General features: G+C 64.5%; 17 protein-coding genes. 11 read left to right on the top strand and 6 right to left on the bottom strand.

Annotation, left to right across the window (positions count from 1 at the left end; genetic code table 11):
• Window positions 1–58 precede the first annotated feature (58 nt).
• A complete protein-coding gene (locus HMI60_RS18125; RefSeq protein ID WP_193590151.1) occupies window positions 59–1,111 on the bottom strand; it encodes a patatin-like phospholipase family protein in 1,053 nt (350 codons plus the stop codon).
• A gap of 201 nt (window positions 1,112–1,312) precedes the next feature.
• Here HMI60_RS18125 and HMI60_RS18120 point away from each other — a divergent pair, with 201 nt between their 5' ends.
• The 4 genes from HMI60_RS18120 (at window position 1,313) to HMI60_RS18105 (ending at window position 6,693) form a co-directional block, all read left to right on the top strand.
• A complete protein-coding gene (locus tag HMI60_RS18120; protein ID WP_193590150.1) occupies window positions 1,313–1,873 on the top strand; it encodes a GNAT family N-acetyltransferase in 561 nt (186 codons plus the stop codon).
• Between the two features lie 214 nt (window positions 1,874–2,087).
• Window positions 2,088–2,375 (top strand): HU family DNA-binding protein, encoded by a 288-nt coding sequence (locus tag HMI60_RS18115; RefSeq protein ID WP_011776355.1) that lies wholly within the window; start codon window positions 2,088–2,090, stop codon window positions 2,373–2,375.
• 122 nt (window positions 2,376–2,497) lie between these two features.
• Window positions 2,498–4,720 (top strand): cytochrome c oxidase assembly protein, encoded by a 2,223-nt coding sequence (locus HMI60_RS18110; protein WP_193590149.1) that lies wholly within the window; start codon window positions 2,498–2,500, stop codon window positions 4,718–4,720.
• Window positions 4,720–6,693 carry an NHL domain-containing thioredoxin family protein gene (locus HMI60_RS18105; RefSeq protein WP_193590148.1) on the top strand — a complete coding sequence of 658 codons (1,974 nt, stop codon included), beginning with the start codon at window positions 4,720–4,722 and terminating at the stop codon, window positions 6,691–6,693. Before HMI60_RS18110 ends, HMI60_RS18105 begins: the two co-directional genes overlap by 1 nt.
• 181 nt (window positions 6,694–6,874) lie before the next feature.
• Here HMI60_RS18105 and HMI60_RS18100 read toward each other — a convergent pair whose 3' ends face one another.
• From HMI60_RS18100 to HMI60_RS18085, 4 genes are all read right to left on the bottom strand, one after another.
• Complete coding sequence (locus HMI60_RS18100) at window positions 6,875–7,867, bottom strand: hypothetical protein (RefSeq protein ID WP_179128412.1); 993 nt, start codon at window positions 7,865–7,867, stop codon at window positions 6,875–6,877.
• 151 nt (window positions 7,868–8,018) lie between these two features.
• Entirely contained in the window at window positions 8,019–9,746 is a 1,728-nt protein-coding gene (locus tag HMI60_RS18095) for a helicase HerA-like domain-containing protein (RefSeq protein ID WP_193590147.1), read from the bottom strand.
• A gap of 3 nt (window positions 9,747–9,749) precedes the next feature.
• Window positions 9,750–10,268 (bottom strand): GNAT family N-acetyltransferase, encoded by a 519-nt coding sequence (locus HMI60_RS18090; RefSeq protein ID WP_026267222.1) that lies wholly within the window; start codon window positions 10,266–10,268, stop codon window positions 9,750–9,752.
• Window positions 10,269–10,347: 79 nt separating this feature from the next.
• Window positions 10,348–12,291: an FAD/NAD(P)-binding domain-containing protein gene (locus HMI60_RS18085; protein ID WP_193590146.1), complete on the bottom strand. Its 1,944-nt coding sequence runs from the start codon at window positions 12,289–12,291 to the stop codon at window positions 10,348–10,350.
• 288 nt (window positions 12,292–12,579) lie between these two features.
• On the opposite strand from HMI60_RS18085, the gene HMI60_RS18080 reads away from it, so the two are divergent.
• From HMI60_RS18080 to HMI60_RS18050, 7 genes are read left to right on the top strand one after another with little or no spacing between them, the layout of a single operon-like run.
• Window positions 12,580–13,545 (top strand): amino acid ABC transporter permease, encoded by a 966-nt coding sequence (locus HMI60_RS18080; protein WP_018778116.1) that lies wholly within the window; start codon window positions 12,580–12,582, stop codon window positions 13,543–13,545.
• Window positions 13,542–14,453, top strand: a complete 912-nt coding sequence (locus tag HMI60_RS18075; protein ID WP_227453587.1) for an amino acid ABC transporter ATP-binding protein — start codon at window positions 13,542–13,544, stop codon at window positions 14,451–14,453. The genes HMI60_RS18080 and HMI60_RS18075 overlap by 4 nt, the downstream gene beginning before the upstream one ends.
• 10 nt (window positions 14,454–14,463) lie before the next feature.
• Window positions 14,464–15,483, top strand: coding sequence for an ABC transporter substrate-binding protein (locus HMI60_RS18070; protein ID WP_193590145.1), 1,020 nt, complete (start codon window positions 14,464–14,466; stop codon window positions 15,481–15,483).
• The gene (locus HMI60_RS18065; RefSeq protein WP_018778119.1) at window positions 15,480–16,646 is read left to right on the top strand and encodes an LLM class flavin-dependent oxidoreductase; all 1,167 of its coding nucleotides are present in this window, start codon (window positions 15,480–15,482) and stop codon (window positions 16,644–16,646) included. The genes HMI60_RS18070 and HMI60_RS18065 overlap by 4 nt, the downstream gene beginning before the upstream one ends.
• Window positions 16,630–17,475 carry a DUF1684 domain-containing protein gene (locus tag HMI60_RS18060; RefSeq protein WP_193590144.1) on the top strand — a complete coding sequence of 282 codons (846 nt, stop codon included), beginning with the start codon at window positions 16,630–16,632 and terminating at the stop codon, window positions 17,473–17,475. Before HMI60_RS18065 ends, HMI60_RS18060 begins: the two co-directional genes overlap by 17 nt.
• On the top strand, window positions 17,472–18,557 hold the full coding sequence (locus HMI60_RS18055) for an LLM class flavin-dependent oxidoreductase (RefSeq protein WP_193590143.1): 1,086 nt from the start codon (window positions 17,472–17,474) through the stop codon (window positions 18,555–18,557). The genes HMI60_RS18060 and HMI60_RS18055 overlap by 4 nt, the downstream gene beginning before the upstream one ends.
• A complete protein-coding gene (locus tag HMI60_RS18050) occupies window positions 18,554–19,879 on the top strand; it encodes an NtaA/DmoA family FMN-dependent monooxygenase (RefSeq protein ID WP_079581857.1) in 1,326 nt (441 codons plus the stop codon). The genes HMI60_RS18055 and HMI60_RS18050 overlap by 4 nt, the downstream gene beginning before the upstream one ends.
• A gap of 183 nt (window positions 19,880–20,062) precedes the next feature.
• Here the strand turns inward: HMI60_RS18050 and HMI60_RS18045 are convergent, their stop codons facing one another.
• Window positions 20,063–21,220, bottom strand: a complete 1,158-nt coding sequence (locus HMI60_RS18045; RefSeq protein ID WP_018778124.1) for a VCBS repeat-containing protein — start codon at window positions 21,218–21,220, stop codon at window positions 20,063–20,065.
• Between the last annotated feature and the right edge of the window lie 5 nt (window positions 21,221–21,225).

Below are 21,225 nucleotides of genomic sequence, written 5' to 3'. Positions count from 1 at the left end.
CATTAACGAAGAGCCCCAACCACGGTTGGGGCTCTTCCATTTAACAAACCACGTAACGCTAACGCGCAGCCCAGAAGCCGGCCAACCGGGAAGCCAGGACCCGGCCCTGTTCAAAGCCGACACGAGCGGCGGCTGGCCTTAGGGAAAAGTCCATCGCATTGACGCCGAACATATGCTCGGCTTCGCTGTCCGGGATGATTGTTTCCACCTGGCTGCCGCCGGCGCGCAGGACGTCCACTTGGCAATCGAGATGAATGCCCCATTCAGCAGGAGTCCGGGTTCGCCCACCGAAGGGTGACAACACCAGCACGCTTCCGTATCCGGCCGCCAGGTCCGCATTCTCGGCGTTGGTACGGTAGCCGCCGTCGATGTATTGCTCGTCGCCGATGCTGTAGGCGAAACCGCTGGCGCAACTGGCAGCCACTGCGTCCACGAGATCCACGCCGCTCTCCCGGTCGAACGCCACCGGTTCACCCGTCCGGGCATTGACGGCTGTCAGGAGTATCGCTCTTTCCGGCCACTGGGCTTGCGGCAAGCGGGTTGCCACTATGTCCCGCCAGCGCGCGCTGGCACCTTCCATGGAAGCGGCGATCTCTACGGCGGCCGCTCCAAGCCGCCGGCGCATGTCCGCCATGTCGGAGGAGGCCTTCATGATATTGCCGGTTCGCTCCATGTGATCCATCACGGGTCTTGTGGCAGTGCGTCCCGTTTCCATATTTGGTCCGGGCACGGAACGAACGGGCCCGATGGCAGCTTGGCGTGGTGCGGACTTATCAGCGCCTGCGGGTTTCTGTGGGACCGAACTGAGGATGGCTTCAAAGAGCTCGACAGGGCTGGCTCCGGCCAGTTGGGCCGCCGCGGTGGACCCCGCTGATGTGCCAATGGTGAGCTCGGGGGTGGCGACATCCAGTCCGGCGTCGAAAAGGCCAGCGACGACGCCGATGAGCCATGCGTTGCCTGTGGAGCCGCCGCCGCCAAGGACCAATGCCCGCTGCCTGTTGGACGGTTGCTGGATGGCGGAGCCGGACTCAACTTGGGACTGGACGGTGCCCGCGCGGCCGGATGCCGCCGTCGAAATGTTGTTAAAAGGTGAAGATGAGGAAGTGTTCAAGTGAACGCCTTTCGCGATGTGCGTGACGGGCGCTCCTGATAGCGACCAGCTTAGTCGCGGGATCGTGGAATGCAGGGAGCGCCCACGGTGGATACTGCGTACATGGGTCTCACCTCCTGCCGATTGTTCACGATCACCCGAAAGCTATCACTCTGCGGCCACCTGCGCAATTGGCCAAGGAGCCGGCGGTAGAGTCTGGGGATGAATCTCGTGCGAAGTGTGCCCATCGGACAAGGCCATAGTGGTGACCAGTTGCTTCTTCGTCCACTTGAGCTTTCAGACGCCGCGGATTTGGCTGGCGCGTACCTGCGTAATCGCGGGCATCTGGCGCCTTGGGAGCCCACCCGCGACGACGGATTCTTCACCGAGCATGGCCAGGAAGCCGTCATTCGCGCCAAGATCGACCAGTACGCGGCCGGCAGCGAAGTGTCCTGGGTCATCACCGGCGACCGGGGCGTTTACGGGATGATTACATTGACCGGCATCGTCCGAGGTCCCTTCCGGAATGCCAACCTTGGCTATTGGATCGACCAGGACTGTACAGGCAGGGGCGCCGCGTCAGGTGCGGTAGCCGCCGTCGTCGATATGGCCACACAGGAACTTGACCTCCACAGGATCCAGGCCGCAACCCTGCTCCACAACGCCCCGTCGCAGGCTGTCCTGGGGCGCTGCGGCTTTGACCGGATCGGCGTAGCGCCGTCTTATCTTCAGATCGCTGGCGAGTGGCAGGACCACGTTTTGTTCCAGCGCATCCTGTTCTGACCGGCACGGCGCAGGAGCAGCAGCAAGGACGCAGGGTACGCCAAGGGCTTAAATGGCTCCAAAAAACCCCGAAATTCCGGTGATTTTGGTCAAAAAGGCGCGGAAACACGCGGAATTTGCTGGCCATGGCATCGCAAGCTGGTAAGTTTTCGAACAGTGGCTTGCTCGCATTCCGCTTGAAAGCTCAAAAACGTATGAGTCCAGGAGGACGTAAATGGCTAAGAACCGTAGTGAACTCGTTGCAGAGGTAGCAGGCAAGGCTGGCACCAGCCAGGCAGCAGTCAACTCCGTGCTCGATGCACTGTTCGAAGTTTTCGAGACTTCTGTCGCCGCCGGCGAGAAGATCACCATCCCGGGCTGGCTCGCCGTTGAGCGCACCGACCGTGCAGCTCGCACCGGCCGCAACCCGCAGACCGGCGAAACCATCCAGATCGCAGCCGGCCACAGCGTCAAGCTGACCGCTGGCTCCAAGCTGAAGGCAGCTGTCGCCAAGAAGAAGTAACTTCTTCGGCATAGGCCTTGAAGGGGCGGCAACCTGATGGTTGCCGCCCCTTCTTCTTTGGGTTAATGCACATAGCGCACTGTCGATTCGCAGCCCGGCGACAGGTAGCGGACAATGGATAAGTGCCATCAGCAAGAAATTCCGCAACTGTCCCTTCGACTCCTCCCAAGCCGGGAGCGCGTGGAGGGTCCACAGTCGCGGGGATTTCCCTTCCTTGGCAATTGGCGGGCCTGGCGGTCCTGATCGTCGCCCTTGCGGGGGCATTGATCTTCTCCGGCGCGTCGGCGGCCCGCCAGGTTTCAGATCCCGGCGCCCTGGTCAGGTGGGGCCTGCCGTTTGCCAAAGCCATCCACAACGTGTCGGTGGCCACGGTGATTGGCGGCCTGATCTTTGCCGTGGGCATCCTGCCGAAGAACCTCGGCGGCTCCCGGTCCCGCGAGAAAGACGCCGACGCCGTCGAGCATCCTGCATTTGCCCGGGCCCTCGCGGTAGCCGCCGCCGCTGGCGCTGCGTGGACACTGTCCGCAGTCGCCGTCCTGGTCCTGACCTATTCGGACGTCGCCGGACAGCCGCTTTCCGGGGACGCGGAGTTCACCCGTTCGCTGGTCTACTTCATGACGGACATCGAAACCGGCAAAGCCTGGCTGGCCGTCACCATTATTGCCGCCGTGGTCACTACAGCCCTGTTCGGGGTCCGGTCCCTGACGGGCCTGGCCTTCACGCTTGTGCTCGCGCTGATCGGGCTGATTCCAACGGCGCTCATCGGCCACTCCTCCAGTTCAAGCGATCACGAGGGCGCCATCAACTCCCTTGGCCTCCACCTGGTGGGCGTCTCCACCTGGGTTGGCGGCATCATCATGCTCGCGGTCCTGTCCGGAATCCTCACCGGTTCCCGGACGAAGGGGACCCCGGACATTACGGAGCAGACCCTTCGGCGATTCTCGTCCCTGGCAGGTTTCGCTTTCGTCCTGGTGTTCGCTTCCGGTGTCATTAACGCTGCCATCCGGGTCACCAACCCGGCCGACCTCTTCGGCTCCTCTTACGGTCAACTCATTGTGGCCAAGACCCTCGCCACGTTGGTGCTGGGCGGTATCGGCTTCATGCACCGCCAATGGGTTATCCCGCAGCTCGGCAAGAACGGCTCCATGTCTGCGCGCCGGGTGCTGTGGCAGCTGGTTCTGGTTGAGCTGCTGGTGATGGGCGCGACGTCGGGACTCGCCGTCGCGTTGGGACGCTCGGCTCCGCCGCAGCCCACCACCTACGCACCGGACGCGTCGCCGTCGTTCATCCTTTCCGGATACGAGCTGCCGCCGGAACTCACCCCTTCGCGCTGGCTGACCGAATGGCGCTTTGACTGGCTGTGGGTAGGCGTGGCGTTGTTTGGCGCCGTCTCCTACATCATGGGCATCGTCAAGGTCCGGCGCCGTGGCGACCAGTGGTCCGTTTTCCGGACGGTGAACTGGATGATCGGCCTGGTGGTCCTGACCTACATCACGTCCGGCCCGCCCGCTGTCTACGGCCGGGTGTTGTTCTCTGCGCACATGGTGGACCATATGGCCCTCACTATGGTGGCTCCCATCTTCCTGGTTCTCGGCGCTCCGGTGACGCTGGCCCTTCGGGCCCTGCCGTCCCGGGGTGAAGGTACCCATGGCTCCCGTGGCCTGCGGGAATGGCTGCTCCTGTTTGTACACTCCAGGTTCTCCCAAGTGGTCACGCACCCCCTGTTCGCGGCGGCAAACTTCGCGGGTTCCATCGTCTTGTTCTACTACTCGGACCTTTTTGGTCTGGCCATGCGTGAGCACGTGGGCCATGAGTTGATGAACCTCCACTTCCTGCTGACCGGGTACATCTTTGTCCTGAGCATGATCGGCAGCGATCCTTTGCCACGCCGTGCACCGTACCCGATGCGGCTGCTGCTCCTTCTGGCAACCATGGGCTTCCACGCGTTCTTTGGCGTATCCATCATGGGTGGCACCGGCCTGCTCGCTGCGGATTACTTCGGCAACCTCGGCCGCGCCTGGGGCCCCTCGGCCCTGGGAGACCAACAATTGGGCGGCGCCGTTGCCTGGGGCATCGGCGAAATCCCCACGCTGCTGGTGGCCATCGGCGTGGCAGTGATGTGGTCCCGGTCCGACGAACGGGAGAAGCGCCGGGTGGATCGTGCGGCCGACAGGAATAACGACGCCGATCTCAGTGCTTACAACGATATGTTTGCCCGGCTGGCTGAGCGTGATGCCAAGCTTGCAAGCCGCACAGCCAGGGCGACCACAACAGCCCCGGCCGAGCGCCCCACGAACGACAATTCCGGGCAAACCGACCCGAACACCAAGCTGGAAGGACGCTGATGAGCGAAACCGTACGTACCCAACACCGGGTCCGGGCCTCCGAACTCGAGGGCCGCGGCTGGCTCAACACCGGTGGGAAGTCCTTGGACCTCGAGTCCCTGCGCGGCAAGATCGTGCTTCTCGACTTCTGGACCTTCTGCTGCATCAACTGCCTGCACGTTCTCGACGAGCTGCGTCCGTTGGAAGAAAAGTACTCGGACGTCCTGGTAACCGTTGGCGTGCATTCGCCCAAGTTCGAGCACGAGGCAGATCCTGTCGCTTTGGCATCAGCCGTCGAACGCTACGAAATCCACCACCCTGTGCTGGATGACCCCGAACTGGCCACCTGGAAGGCGTACACCGCCCGTGCCTGGCCCACGCTGGTGGTAGTGGACCCCGAGGGCTACATTGTGGCCCACCTTTCCGGCGAGGGCCACGCAGACGGCCTCGCCGTCCTGCTCGAAGAACTCGTCGCTGAACATGAAGCCAAGGGGACCCTCCACCGCGGTGACGGTCCGTACGTAGCCCCTGTGCCGACGTCGGGCACTCTGCGGTTCCCCGGTAAGGCAACCCAGCTCGCCAACGGAAACTACCTGGTGGTGGATTCCGGCCATCACCGTTTGGTGGAGTTGCGCCCGGATCTGGAGACCGTGGAGCGGATCATCGGGTCCGGCACCAAGGGCTACCTGGACGGGCAATCGGAAATTGCCCGGTTCAACGAACCCCAGGGCGTTACCCTTTTGCCGTCGGAGTTGGCCTGGAAGCTCGGCTACGACGCCGTGGTGGCCGACACCGTCAACCACCGCCTCCGAGGCGTGACCCTCAGCTCGGGATACGTCCAGACGATCGCAGGCAACGGCGTGCAGCGGCTCCTGGACACCGGCCCCGCCCGTGTCACCGACTCCGGCGCCGGTACCTGGTCTGAACACCACGACGACGGTCCGGCTGACTTCGCCGGGGACGCCCTGGATGTTGGAGCGCTCGGGCGCGGCACGGAAGTGTCCCTTTCCTCGCCGTGGGATGTGGTCTGGAGCGAAAAGCTGCAGAAGGTGGTCATCGCCATGGCCGGCACACACCAGATTTTCGCTTTCGACCCCCTGGCCAATGAGGTCTCCATCCTGGCCGGCTCCGGTCTTGAAGGTTTGCTGGACGGCAAAGCCGAGGAAGCCTGGTTCGCACAATCCTCCGGCCTGGCAATCGACGGCGAAGACAACATCTGGGTAGCTGACTCGGAGACATCGTCCTTGCGCCGCCTGGTGGTCAGCGATTCCGGCGTGACCGTGGAAACCGCAGTAGGCAAGGGCCTGTTCGATTTCGGCTTCCGTGATGGTGAAGCCGCGGAAGCCCGCTTGCAGCACCCTTTGGGCGTGACTGTGCTTCCGGACAACTCCGTGGCCATCGCCGATACCTACAACGGGTCTGTGCGCCGCTACGACCCCGCCACCAAGTCCGTCTCCACCCTGGCCCGGGGCCTCGCTGAGCCGAGCGACGTCGTGGTGGTCCAGGTGGAAGGCAGCGATCCGTTGCTGGTAGTGGTGGAATCGAATAAGCACCAGCTGGTCCTGGTACCGATCCCCAAGGAAGCCCAACAGGTGGACGAGGGCGCATCGCAGACGCACCGCCCCAAGAGCCCGGTCACGCCCGGAACCCTTGAGCTGGCCGTTCGCTTCAAGGCTCCCACCGGTCAAAAGCTTGATGACCGCTGGGGCGATCCCACCCAGATGAAGATTTCCTCCACACCGCCCGAGCTCCTGGTTTCCGGAGGCGGGACCTCGGTGGGTCTCCTGCGCACGCTTGAATTGTCGGCGGATGTCCCCGAAGGAATCCTGCACATCACGGCCCGCGCGGCCGCCTGTGATGGACCGGAAACCGAAGACGGCGAAATCCCGGACCACGCCGCTTGCCACCTGTACCAGCAGGATTGGGGCATTCCGGTGGTCCTGCAGGCCGACGGGGAGTCTGAGCTCGTGCTGGACCTCCGCGGCATGGACTAAACCCCACGCAGCTGGCCCGTCTCCTCCCACACCGGGCAGGAGGCGGGCCGTTCTGCTTTTCACCGGGACCCGATCCCCAAAGGCCGCGTGCCACTACGCTGGCGGCGCCAGCCCTGCAGTACCAAAAACCAGCCCTGCAGTACCAAAAAGCACTACAAAACCGCCGGGTTTTTCCCGCAGGCTAGAACGTCAGCAGGGGTGTAACCGTCACAGTGTCGCCGCTGACATCCAACTGGGTGGTGAAGCTGAAGTCGTGCTCCACGTTGAGGTCGTTCACGAGTCCCGTGAACAGGTTGACCTCCCGGGCGGTCAGCGTAGCCTTGCCGTTCAACGGAGCAACAACCCATTTGCCGCTGAACGGTTCAATGGTGATCTTGGGATACTCCGTGATGGCCCACTTGATGGTGCCGTCCACTACCCGGGCATTGCTGACGTGGTAGAACGGGCAGTCGGGCTGCAGGCGCTGCTGTTCGGTGGCCTGGGCTGCGCAGGTGTCCAGGAATTCGCGCACTTTCCCAGCCACGGCATCGTTCATGGCTTTGGTGGACCGGGTCTGCAGGTTCAGGGGTGCCTGTCCGCCGTCGCGCGTTGTGACGAGCGCGGAGGTTGCGGGAGCTTCGAAATAAGTACCGTTAAGGCTGGCCTCGTACTTGCCCGGGAAGAACACGGCAAACGTGTTGCGGCCGTTGGGCATGTTGACGGGAACGCCGTTGAGGGTGGCTTCGCTGGAGTTCACCACGGTCACATCAATGGTGGGCAGGGTGGTGGGCACGAACGCCCACTTCCCGAAGAACAGCCACTGCGTACCGGTTCGTTCCATGAGGAATTCCGTGTGGAGCCGGCTGCCGTCCAAGGTGTAGTCCACGGGAACGGCTACCCGGTTTGCACTGCGGGACTCGGGATTCCCCACATGGACGTCCGACAACTTGGAAGCGGCGGTTTGGAGGGCCGTGCCGTCGAGCATGGCCGCGTTGGCGCTGGGCACTTTGGCCCGCAGGAGGCCCAGGGCTTCTTCGCCTTTGCCGTCCTGGAGCGCCTGCAGATACTCCTTGACGGGCTGCTGCGGACTGGCCACGGAAGAGCCCACCAGGTTGATGCAGACGATCGCGCCGACGACAGCAAGCATCAGACCGAGCAGCCATCCGGCTGCGGTCTTGACGAACGCTTGACTCAACTGCACGCCCTTTACGTTACCTGCCGCAACAGCCCACGCCGTGCAGGAGGTACCCGTTATGACGTTTTATCAGCCGTCTGGAGAAGCCCGACGGCGGGCGGCAGCAGGCGTCGCTGCCACCCGGCGTCGTGGTTCCACCAGGCTGGCGAAGCTAGCGCCGGCGACGTGAGGACGTACCAAAAACTCCGCGCATGAGGTCCCGGCCCAGCTGCGTTCCCATGGATCGGACCATGCTCTTGAGGCCACCGCCCAGTGCGCCGCCAAGGGCTCCGGCGATGTCGCCGAACATGCCGCTGTCCTGTGGTGGTGCTTGCTGGGGGACAGGCTGGGGAGCGGGTGGCGCCGGGAAGGAGTCGGTGGTTGAAGTGGACGGGCGTGAACTGGGCCGTCCCAGGATCTCTTCCTCGATGCGGCGGGCTTCGGCGTCTATGTCCGCTTGGGATGTTCCAACGGGCGTACCGGAAGACGGCACGGGCGGCAGCCCCGGTGCGGCATCGCCTGTCGGTGCGGCTGCCCGGCCATTGAGTTTCTCGTAGGCCGAGAGGTTGTCCACAGCTGTCCCGTACTTCGCCAGGAGCGGGGACGCTGCGACGGTGCTCTTGATGAGATCGTCGGCGCTGGGGCCCATGACCGACTCGGGGGCACGGAGCCGGGTCAGCGCCACAGGCGTGGGGGCGCCCTTTTCGTTCATGACGGTGATGACGGCCTCGCCAATGCCGGCTGACGTCAGGGTCTCTTCGAGGTCGTAGTCACTGACAGGGAAGGTGGACACGGTGGCCTTCAAGGCTTTGGCGTCCTCGGGGGTGAAGGCGCGCAGGGCGTGCTGCACGCGGTTGGCCAGCTGGCCCAGGACATCGGCCGGGACATCCTTGGGGGTCTGGGTGACGAAGAAGATACCCACGCCCTTGGAACGGATCAGCCGGACGGTGGTGGTGATGGCGTCGAGGAAGGCTTTGGAGGCGTCGTTGAACAGCAGGTGGGCCTCGTCCAGGAAGAACACGAGCTTGGGTTTGTCGAGGTCTCCGGCTTCGGGGAGGTCCTCGAAAAGGTCCGCCAAGAGCCACATGAGGAACGTGGAAAACAGGAGGGGCTTGGTCTGGAGCGTGGGCAGTTCCAGGCAGCTGATGACACCGCGGCCGTCCGGTGCTGTGCGGAGCAGTTCGGCGGTGTCGAACTCGGGTTCGCCGAAGAACTTCTCCATGCCCTGCGCTTCCAAGCCGACCAGCTCGCGGAGGATGACACCGGCGGTGGCCTTCGACAACCCGCCCAGTTCGGCGAGTTCGGCCTTTCCTTCGTCCGAGGTCAGGAACTGGATCACGGCGCGGAGGTCCTTGAGGTCGATCAGTTCAAGGTTCTTCTGGTCCGCGAAGTGGAAGATCAGCTGGAGGCTGGACTCCTGGGTGTCGTTGAGGTCCATGATGCGGGAGAGCAGGATGGGCCCGAACGAGGTAATGGTGGCCCGGACCGGAATGCCGTTGCCGTCTCCGCCGAGCGAAAGGAACTCGACCGGGAAGTTTTTGGCCTGCCAGTCCTGGCCGAGCGAGGACGTACGTGCCGTCAGCTTTTCACTGCCGGTGGCCGGCGTCGCCAATCCGGACAGATCACCCTTGATGTCCGCGAGGAAAACCGGGACGCCCGCCGTCGAGAGTTGTTCGGCGATCATATGCAGCGTCACCGTCTTGCCGGTGCCGGTAGCGCCTGCCACAAGGCCGTGGCGGTTCATCATGGCGAGGGGCAGGCGGACCTGGGCTTCCTTGTGGACTTCACCGTCCACGATCGCGGCACCCAGCTCGATGGTGGCACCTTGCAGAGTGTAACCCTGCTGGATGGTGGCGAGTTTCTCAGCAGTTGTTGCTTTGGGTTCGTTGGCCATGCGCATAGCTTAGCTGGGCTTGGCAAGATCCTTGCTGAAGGCCAAATGCTTGATGTCTTCGGGGTCCGCGGCGAGGTCGAACAGGGCTTTGTAACCCGTGGCGAGGTACAGATTCTTCGCCTCGGGCTGGCGTGGACCGGTGGTCAGGTACAGCTTCCGGTAGCCGCGCCGACGGGCTTCGTTTTCGAGTTCGGCCAGGACCAGGCGAGCCAGTCCGCGCCTGCGGTGGGCGGAGTGGGTCCAGATCCGCTTGAGCTCGGCCGTGTGCTCGTCGTAGCGGCGGAAGGCGCCACCGGCCACGGATTCACCGTTTTCCTGGATGATGATGAGCGCTCCGTGCGGCGGCGCGAATTCCTCTGCCGGGTAGCGGTTCAATTCCTCGGCTGCGCCCTCGCTGCTGAACAGGTCACCGTATCGGGTGTTGTATTCGACGGCGAGCTCGTCCAGGAGCGGGCGGACGCGGGGATCGCGCATGGGCAGGCTGAGGACGGTAAGGCCCGACGTCGGCAGGGTTGGCGTTGTTGTCATGTCTGGCCTTTCGTAGGTGGAACCCAAGTGGGGGACAGCAGCTGCTGTCATGGCGGTTCAGTGCGACGTTTGCTGTCCCCTAGTTGGGATGGGGCGCTGGAGCCGAGGCCGGGGCACTCGCGCCGGCTCCCTCCAACGTGGCAGCAACCGTGGCCAGGATCCTGCGCGCGAGGGCGTCGTTCTCCCGGAACGGGGCCGCGTTGGTGTTGGGGCGTGCAAAGGCTCCGGCACCCCAGCCCGAGGTCCACGGCCCCACGGCAAACAAACCATTCTGTGGTGTACCAACAGGGGACAATACCTCGTAATTCCCGGAGATCAGGAGTTTCCCGGTGGAGTGTGGGCCCTCGGAAGTGAGCAGCCGCTGCTCGGTGCCCCATCCGGCGTCGTGCAGGTCCGCCAAAGCGGGATTCGCCGAACGTTCCACGGAAGCGGAAGGCAGGCGCGCCTCGATGTAGGCGGATGCATCCACCACCACGGGCGACTGGAAGGACCCCGCCACGAAGCGGCCCACGGAATCATCGGCCCGTACCCACATGCCGGGGCCCAGGAATTTCAAGAACCCGGCCCTGTGCAGGGCGAGCATCTCCCGGAGCCGGTGCGACGGCGGCCCTGAGTCCACGAAGCTGAAGAAGCCGTGCCACCACCCATGGATGGACTGCTGGGACCGTGCGTTCAGCCGCTCCTGCGGGACAAGCCGGCCGAGGTCCATGTAGACGAACAATAATGCGGTGAACAGGGCCAGGGTCTCGGAATGGTCCGGGCCGGTCCGCAGGTCCAGGTCCCGCTGGATATAGGCGGCGACTGAACGCTGTACCGAGTCGTGATCGGCGAACGCGCAGCCACTGAGCGGGTGGTCCAGTTTTTCGAAGTCGAGGTGCAGGGCAGCGTCCCGCACGGAGACCGCCACCAGTTCTTCGCGCTGCGGGCTGTACCAGTCGAGAGCATCGAACCGGGCTTCAAAGGCGGCCCAGGTGCCCAGGACCCGCTCAGGGTAGCCGGTGAAGAGCTCGCGGTAGTAGGCGTAACCTGCGTCCTTGGCGATCAGCGGCCACAGCTGGGTACGGAAATCCAGCTCGTGATGCCCGGCCAGCAGGGCGCCGATGGCTTCGGCGGTGAAGTATCGCGGACGCTCCACAGGGCTGCGCAGGGTCGAGGAGATCTTGGAGTGGTAGGGCACGCCGCGTCGCGACCCCGCCCAGAGCCGCGGTTCGGCGCCGGAAGGCACGTAGTCGAGTCCGCCGTCGGGCCGTTCTTCAAAGCGGCCCCCGCGGCCCTCGAACAGCAGCACCAGCAGGTCCACGAACGCCAGTCCCATGCCGGAGACGATCACGTCCTGACCGGCCTCGATCCCGGAGTAGTCGACATCCGTGGTGTACGACGGCGGGGCGTGGAAGCCGCCGTGCCGGGCAGCGAAGTCGCTGTGGCGGGCAGACTCGCGGTCAACAAGGGAATCCGTGTGGCCCAGCGAGTACACCACGACGTCGGCAACAACCTCGCCGCCGGAGGCCAGCCGCACGCTGTGCCTGTCAGCGTCGGAACGTTCGACGCCGGTGGCTGTGTCGCGGTGCACCGTCACCGTTGTTTCGGGGCCCAGTGCGCTCACGGCGCGGCCGAAGAACCACTCCAGATATTTGCTCTGGAGCTGCCGGGTGGGGAACGACGCCGGGGTCAGCAAGCGCAGCTGGGCGAGCAGGTGCGGTTCCAAAGGAGGAACATCACGGATGCTGCCATCAAGTACTCCGGCGGCCCAGGCGGACAGTCCCGGTCCTTGTACGGACGGCCCCTCGCACGTCACGGACTCGTCAGTGAACATGGTGACATCGGCTGCGGTGGAGTTCAGCAGCAACCCCGGACTCTGGTCATAGCGCCAGATCCGCCCGGAGCCTGGCTGGTAGGGCTCAATGACGTGGAGGTGAAGGGGACCCTCGAACAGGCCGGGCCGGTTGGCGGCCAACCGTTCCAGGACGCCGGCCGTGCGCGGGCCGCCGCCAATGAAGGCGATGGCGGGAACTCGTGACGGCATGGGATCTCCTGGAATGCAGTGGTTGGTGATGCCCAATCTAGGGAGCTTTGGGTGCATGGGTCGAGGCGCCGGTAACCGCCGTTCACCATGCGTCACGCACCGTCAACCCACGCAACGAAGCGACTCATATGGCCCTGCATGACGATGATTGTGACGCCGTGAGAACCCCGGCGAAGCCCCGCGAAGTCCAGTGAAGAAGTGCAAATTCCCGCCTTGCTGCGGGGTTTCGCACGCCCATAGATTGGCAGCCATCCGATAGACAACAACCGATCTGAAATGAGGTGGCGCATGAGTGCAATCGCACCGCCTGCCACGGCGGACACTGCACCGCCCACCCCGGATTATTCCGAGTACAAGCTGGTTCCTGCCCGTCATCCCTGGCGTTGGGTGGGCACAGTGGTGGTGGCCGCCGGCGTGGCCGCCATCGCATGGTCCCTTGTGACCAACCCCCGCTGGGAGTGGGGGGTGGTGGCCGAATGGTTCACGGCACAATCCGTAGTCAACGGCCTGGTGGAAACCCTCAAGCTCACGGCCATCTCAGGCGTCCTGGGATTCGTCCTGGGGTTCATCCTGGCCCTGATGCGGTTGTCGGCGTCCCCGCTGTTGGTTTCTGTCTCGTGGACCTTTTCGTGGATCTTCAGGTCGACTCCGCTGCTGGTCCAACTGCTGCTCTGGTACAACCTTGGCTACCTTTACGAGAAGATCAGCCTGGGCATCCCGTTCACGGACGTCCGCTTCTTCGAGGCCCAGACCACTACGCTGATCAGCCAGTTCGCTGCAGCAGTCCTGGGGCTCACCTTGAACCAGGCTGCCTACTCCGCGGAGATCATCCGCGGCGGCATCCTCTCCGTGGACCAGGGCCAGCTGGAAGCGGCCTCCGCGCTGGGCATTCCCGCGTGGCAGCGGAACACCAGGATCGTGCTGCCGCAAGCCATGCGTGCCATCCTGCCCAACGCCTTCAACGAGATCATCGGCCTGGTCAAGGGCACGTCGATCGTTTACGTCCTGGCTTACTCCGAGCTGTTCTACACAGTCCAGGTCATCTACAACCGGACCCAGCAGGTGCTGCCGCTGCTCCTCGTGGCGACGCTCTGGTACGTCGTGATCACCTCGGTACTGAGCGTTTTCCAGTACTACATCGAACGCCACTTCTCCAAGGGTGCCGTCCGGAACCTGCCGCTTACCCCGCTGCAGAAAGCGCGGAAATTCTTCGCTACCCATGTTGCTGCCTCTCCCACGAAGGACGCCCGATGAGCACCATCGCCGCACGCAAAGAATCCAAGACGACAGCACAGGCCGCGGACGAGGCTCCGGCTGAAACTTCGGCTGCCGCGTCAGCCGGCACGACGGCGGCCCGGCCCGCCTCTGCTGACCGGCAAGCGACCCGCGGACAGGTGGATATCACCAACGTCCGTAAGTCCTTCGGCGCCACCGAGGTCCTCAAAGGCGTATCACTGTCGGTTCCGCCGGGCGGCGTCGCGGTGATCGTGGGCCCCTCCGGTTCGGGCAAGTCCACCCTGCTCCGGACCATCAACCACCTGGAAAAGGTGGACGGCGGCTACATCACCATCGATGGCGAACTGGTGGGTTATGAGGTCCGCGGCAACAAGCTCCATGAGCTCCGTGAGAAGGACATCCTCAAGCAGCGCACCAACATCGGCATGGTGTTCCAGAGCTTCAACCTCTTCCCGCACCTCACGGCACTGGAGAACGTCATCGAAGCGCCGATCGTGGCCCAGAAGCGTTCCAAGGCCGAGGCCCGGAAGCGCGGTTTGGAGCTCCTGGACCGGGTGGGCTTGAAAGACCGCGCCGACGCCTACCCCCGCCAGCTCTCCGGCGGCCAGCAGCAACGCGTTGCCATCGCCCGGGCGTTGGCACTCGATCCCAAGATCCTGCTCTTCGACGAGCCGACGTCCGCGTTGGACCCGGAGCTGGTCAACGAGGTCCTCGACGTTATCCGGGAACTCGCCACGTCCGGAACCACGCTCATCGTCGTGACCCACGAGATGGGCTTCGCCCGGGACGTCGCGGACACCGTGGTGTTCATGGACGACGGCCTGATCGTCGAGTCCGGCACACCCCAGGACATCTTCGCCAACCCCCGCGAGGAACGCACCCGGAGCTTCTTCTCCAAAGTCATCGAACCAGCTTTCAACATCTAGGACACCCTCCATGCTTCGCACCGCCCACGGCTTCGCCGCTCATGAAACAAAACCGCGCTCAACCAAAAGCCGGCTCCTGGCACTTGCTGTACTTCCCGCCGTCGTGCTTCCTGCGCTGGCGGGGTGCTCCGATCCTGGAGCGTCGGCAGCAAAGCCCGAATCCGAAGCCGCCAAGAACGGAATCGTCTACAACACCTCCGTGGACCAGAACCGGATCCGGGGTGAGAAGGACACGACGGCGGCCGCAGCGGTACCCGCAGCCATCGCGAAGGACGGCAAGCTGACCGTTGCCACCACAGCCGGCTCCATACCGCTGTCCTTCCACGCCACCGACGACAAAACGCCGATCGGCGTGGAAGTGGATATCGCCCAGCTCGTCGCCGACAAGCTCGGCCTGGACCTGGACCTGCAGGTGACGTCGTGGGAGAACTGGCCGCTCAAGACCCAGTCCGGTGACTTCGAGGCCGTCTTCTCCAACGTGGGCATCAACGCCGCCCGCGTGAAGCTGTTCGACTTCTCCACGTACCGTGCCGCGTTCATGGGCTTCGAAGCGAAGAAGAGCTCCAGCTACGACATCAAGGGCTCGGATGACATCTCCGGCCTGAAGATCTCCGTGGGCTCCGGCACCAACCAGGAGAAGATCCTGCTGGCTTGGAACAAGGAGCTCGAAGCGAAGGGCAAGGCTCCCGCCACCCTTCAGTACTACTCCTCCGACGCCGACACCATCCTGGCGTTGTCGTCCGGCCGCACCGACCTGAACCTCGCTCCGTACCCCTCGGTGACCTATCGCGAGAACACCCGCGACGACCTCAAGGTAGTTGGCAAGGTCAACGCCGGATGGCCCTCCGAAACGTTGGTGGCAGCCACCACCCTCAAGGGCAACGGCCTGGCTCCGGCCATCACCGAAGCCCTGAACTCCACCATCAAGGACGGCTCGTACGGCAAGGTCCTGGAACGCTGGGGACTTTCCGAAGAAGCCGTGCCGCAGTCCAAGACCGTCACGGAAGCCACTTTTGGGACGGGAAAGTGAAGTTCCAAGTCCTCGACATCATCCCGCACCTGAAGAATCCGGTGACGGGGGAGATCGTCTCCACTGCCGATCGGCTCAACCAGGTGGTGGAGACGGCTCGCCGCGCGGAGGAACTCGGTTTCGACAGCTTCTCCGTGGGTGAGCGCCACGCCGGCGAGTTCGTCTCGTCATCCCCGACGACGGTCCTCGCCGCGATTGCCGCCGTCACCACCCGGATCCGCCTCCAGACCGGAGTCACCGTACTCTCCGTGCTGGATCCCGTGCGGGTGGCGGAAGACTACGCCACTATCGATCAACTGAGCCGCGGACGCCTGGAGCTCGTGATCGGCAAGGGCAACGAGGTCCTGCAGTACCCGCTGTTCGGGCTGTCCCTCGATGACCAGTGGGACCTGCTCGCGGAAAAGTACGCGCTGCTGCGTACGCTGTGGCGCAAGGAAAGCGTCACGTGGTCGGGCCGCTTCAGGCCCGCCCTGACCGAGCCAACCACGACGACGCCCCGCCCCTTCGCGGGGTCGCCCCGGATTTGGCACGGCTCGGCTACAACCCTGACGTCCGCTGCGCTCGCCGCCAAATGGGGCGATCCCCTGTTCACGGCCAACGCCATCCAGCCGCGCGGGAACTACAAAGTCCTGATCGACCATTACCGCGAAGAGTACGAGCGCCACGGGCACGATCCCCGGCATCAGTACCTCGGCTCGGGCAGCGGTGCCGGCGGTGTGTTCATCGCGGACACCACCCAGGAAGCCATCCGGCAATACGGCCCGGTTTACGAAGGACTCACTGCCGGGCGCAACGTTCCGGGCAACAACACACCGTTCCGGGATATCCACCACGCCGTGGCAGAGGGACCGGCCCTGGTAGGCAGCCCGGAGCAGGTAATCGACAAGATCCTCAGCTACCACTCGCTGTACAACCACGATCTCCAGTCGATCTCCCTGCCCACCACACTGCCGTTCGAACAGCAGCTGGAGATACTGGAACGCTTCGCCCTGGACGTCATTCCCGCAGTCCGGGCGTCCGCACCGACAACCCTGTGGGAATCCGACGATCCCTTCGGCGGCCGCCCGGAATTCGCCGGCGCCACCGAACCCGACGCCGCAGCAACCGTAACCGCAGACCACGCCTTCAACAGGACGGACAACGCCCATGTCTACGCAAACTGACAGCGCCACGAACACCGCCTCCGGCCTCGAAGCCTTTGACCAGGAATGGCAGGAATGGCACGACGCCCATGAGCGTCACCGTGCCCACCCGCACGGCTTCCTCGCCGTGACCCACCTGCACTGGCTGACCGGCGACGCGACCCGGCTGGAAGGTGCCCCCGGCACCTGGAGTGTGGACGCCGACGTCGTGCGTGTTGTCCTGGAACCGGGCGAAAGCCTGCAGCAGGACGGTGTCGAGCTGAACAACGGGACGGTCCTCGAGCTGGGACCCATTGAGGAACGCGGCGGCATCAACCTGGTATCAGGAGACACCGTGATCGAGGTTGCCAAGCGCGGCGGCGAGTACATCGTGCGTCCCCGAAACCCGGAAAACGCGCTCCTGCGTCAGTACCAGGGCACTCCGGCGTACACGCCCAATGCTGCCTTCGCCGTGGCCGGTACCTTTGTCCCGTTCGAGGTCCCGCGGCCCACCACGGTGGGTGCCGCCGTCGAAGGCATCCAGCACGTGTACGAAGCCCCGGGCGAGATCCGCTTCAAGCTGGCCGGCGAGGAACTCGCGCTGACAGCCTTCAACGGGCATGCCCCGGGTTCCCTGTCCGTGCTGTTCACCGACCAGACCTCCGGCAAGACCACGTACGCGGCCAACCGCTCGCTGTCCGTGGTTCCGGCCGCCGATGGCTCGGTGCGGCTCGATTTCAACCGGGCAGTGAACCTGCCGTGCGCCTACACAGACCTTGCGACCTGCCCGCTGCCTCCCGCCGAAAACCGGCTCCCGGTGGCCATTGAAGCCGGCGAGAAGATTCCCTACGAACGTCAGGACCAGAAGTGAGCATTGCCAAGAAGGCCGGGTTCCTGGCCATTGAACTCGATGGTGCCGGGTACGCAAACCTTGCCCGCGCCGTCCTCGACGCCGAGTCCGCGGGCTTCCACGCGGCAACCTTCAAGGACACCCCGGAAGCCGGTCGCGCGAACGCCCTGCAACGGGCGGCCTTTGCCGGACCAATCACACGGACCATCGCCGTGGTCCCCGAGGTAGACACTGTATATACGGAGCCGTTCCACATTTCCACACAGCTTGCCAGCCTGGACTACGTGTCCGGCGGCAGGGCCGGGTGGATTGCCACGGCGGCGGAGTCGCCCGAGGCCGCTGCCGCCGTCGGACGTTCCTTTGTCACGGGTAACGCTCTTGCACAGGAAGCTGCCGCCTCGATCGAAGCAGGCCGCCGGCTCTGGGATTCCTGGGAAGACGACGCCGTGATCCGCGATGTCGCCACCGGGCGCTACCTGGACGTCGACAAGCTTCACTACGTGGATTTTGAAACCCCGGCTGACTTCAGTGGCACGCCGTATTCCGTGAAGGGACCGTCGATCATCCCCAGGCCCCTGCAAGGCCAGTTGCCCGTGCTGGCAGCTGCGAAGCTGGTGGGCGAAGGCCAGGTTCCGGTTGAGGCGGTGGACGCTGTCCTGGTGTCCGCGCCGACGCCCGAGCTGCTGACTGCCGAAATCCGGGATGTCCGCGCACGGCTGGGCGGCTCGGTGGCGATCGTGGCGGAGCTCGACGTCATCCTGGACGCACGCGGGCAAAGCGCGGCCTCACGCCCGGTGGCCTCACCCGAGGCGGCCCTGTCCGACAGCGAACGGGCGCGTTACACCGGCCCCGCCGATGGACTCATCGAGCTCCTTGAGGTGCTGCTCGCCGAGGCCGACGGAATCCGCCTCCACCCTGCGGCCCTGGAGGTGGAGCTGGCGGAACTGTCACGGCTGGTCCTCCCGGAGCTCCGGCGCCGGGGTTCATTGCGGCGGCCCGTCCTGGATGGGACGTTCCGCGATGTACTCGGCCTGGAGCGCCCCCAAAGCCGCTATTCGACACCTGCCGCGGCCGTCGCCGCAGGAAAGCAGGGACCAGCATGACACGCGATATCTTCCAGCCGAGCGGCCGGATCCAGTTCGGTATCTTCTTCCAGGGCGTCAACTCCGGCACCATCTGGAAAGCGGCCGAATCCGGTTCCCAGACCGACTTCGAATCGTTCCGCCACATCGTGCAAACGGCTGAGCGTGGCAAGTTCGCCGCGTTCTTCCTGGGGGAAGGGCTGCGGCTCCGCGAACACCTCGGGCGCCCGCATGCCCTGGATGTCGCCGGACGGCCCGATGCCCAGACCATGCTCGCTGCTTTGGCGTCCGTGACGAAGAACATCGGCCTGGTGGCTACGCAGAACACTACCTACAACGACCCCGCAGACCTTGCACACCGCTTGTCCTCGCTGGACCTCATCTCCGGCGGGCGGGCAGCCTGGAACGTGGTGACGACGGACAACGCCTGGACCGGGGCAAACTTCCGCCGTGGCGGCTACCTTGACCACGCCGATCGCTACAAGCACGCCGAGGCTTTCGTCGAAACCGCCAAGCGGATCTGGGACTCCTGGGAAACGCCCACCGGCCCCGCACGCCGGGTGGTGCACCAAGGGCAGCACTACACCGTGGACGTCACCCCGCGCTTGCCCCGCAGTGCCCAGTACCGGCCCGTGCTGTTCCAGGCCGGCGACTCACCCGAGGGCCGCGACTTCGCTGCCCGGCAAGCGGACGTCATCTTCTCCGCACACCCCAAGTTCGATGACGCCGTCGAGTTCCGGCGCGACATCGTTTCCCGTTCCGTAGCCGCTGGACGGGGTGCGAACGCGGTGCAGATCATGCCTGCCAGCGAATTCATCCTTGCCGCAACGGACCAGGAAGCCCAGGAGAAAAAGGCCTGGGTCCGGAGCCTGCAGATCGGACCCCAGCAGGCGATTGCCTACCTGGAACAGTTCTGGGGCCGCGAGCTTTCCTCCTACGATCCCGATGGTCCCCTCCCGGAGATCGATCCTGTGGTGGAGGAAACGTCCGAAACCCGTGGCAGCGGATTCCACGGTGCCAAAGCACGGCAACTTGCCGATCAGTGGAGGGCCGAGGCCAAGGACAAGGGCTTGAGCATCCGGCAGTTCGTCACCTCAAAGACGGCACGCATCGATGCCACCTTTACCGGTTCCTACACCGCCGTCGCCGACCACCTCGCCGAATACGCCAGGGTTGGTGCCGTGGACGGTTTCAACATTTCGCCATGGCTCATCCCCACCGGCCTGGACGAGATCGTGAACCACCTCGTGCCCGAACTCCAGGACCGGGGCGTGTACCCCACGGAGTACCGGGGCGCCACGCTCCGCGAAAACCTGGGCCTGGAAACGCCCGTGCGTTCCTGATGAAGCGTGCATATTCTGCTGGATCATTCCGTTGGCGCCGGCGAAAAACCCCGGAAACGCGGGGCGTGTTCCGCCTGCTCCTGGCAATGATCCAGCAGAATTCCGCATCGGAGGGCGGGGATGATGCCCGCGCGACGGTGAAGCTCCAGCTGACGGTGTGGGGGCAGTCCCTCTAATGGACCGCTAGAGCAGTTCCCGGAACACGTCCCAACCGTTGCCGACCGGGCCGTAAGGACCATAAAGCCCTGTGGTGGCAGCGCCTGTGGAGTACAGGACAAGATCGCCGTTCTGGTTGATGGCAACCAGGTTGTTGTACTTCTGATGAGCGAAGCTGCCCAGGCCCGACACATCCCGGAACGTGTTCCAGCCGCTGCCCATGAACGCGGGAACACCCCAGCCGCCCTGGCCGTCGGTGGGGTACAGCTGGAGGCCGCCGCTGTGGTCGCGGCCGAAGATCTCCACTGTGCCATCGCCGTTCATGTCGCCGCTGGTGATGATCTTGTTCATGACCTGCCAGCCCCAGCCCACCTTGCCGGGCGCCAGCCACCCGCCCTCGCCATCTCCGGGGTACAGGAACAGATCGCCCGCGGGATTCCGGGCAAGGACGTCGTTGTGGCCGTCGCCGTTGAAGTCCCCGGGACCCACGATCGAGTCGAAAATGTTCCAACCGGCGCCCACCTGGCGGGCAGGAAGCCAGCCGCCGTCGCCGTCACCCGGGTAGAGGAACAGCTGGCCCGCTGAGTTCCTGGCAAGGAGGTCATTGAATCCGTCGCCGTCAAAGTCGCCGGGCGAGAAGACAATGTTGAACATGTTCCAGCCCGCCCCTACCTGCCGGGGTTCGTCCCATGTTCCCCAGTACGCGGGGCAGGGTCCCTCGCAGGCGCCCTTGTAATACGTGTAGGTCCGCGGGTACAGGATCAGCCGGCCGTCGGCGGTCCGGGCCAGGGGTTCGAAGTTGCCCCTGCCTGTCCAGCCCATTGCCCGGTTGGAGGCTTTGATCGGCGCGGTTTCCGCACTCAATTGCGTGCCTGTGGGGCAGCCGGGCTCACCGGGAGTCAACGGATGGACACGCAACGAGATCCTGGAGCCCTGGTCTTCGGGCAGGACCTTCAGGGTTTCTCCCTGGCGTTCCTGGGGTAGGGTCTCACCGTCGCGCAGCCACTCCAGGGTGATGCCGTCGCTGGAACCGTCGGGGTTCCTGCAACCCCAGTAATCGTAGTTGTACTGGCGGCGCATCTCGGACCCAACGTACGGAACGCCGTCGATGTACGGAGTTGGCTGGTAGTCGGCAAGGGCTGGTCCGGCGCCCACCAGCCCGGATGCCAGGAGACCCGTTGCCATTGCAG

This window comes from Paenarthrobacter sp. YJN-D (assembly GCF_015040335.1).
In the GTDB taxonomy this organism is placed as follows: Bacteria; Actinomycetota; Actinomycetes; order Actinomycetales; family Micrococcaceae; genus Arthrobacter; species Arthrobacter nicotinovorans.
This window is presented reverse-complemented; position numbering and strand designations above follow the sequence as displayed.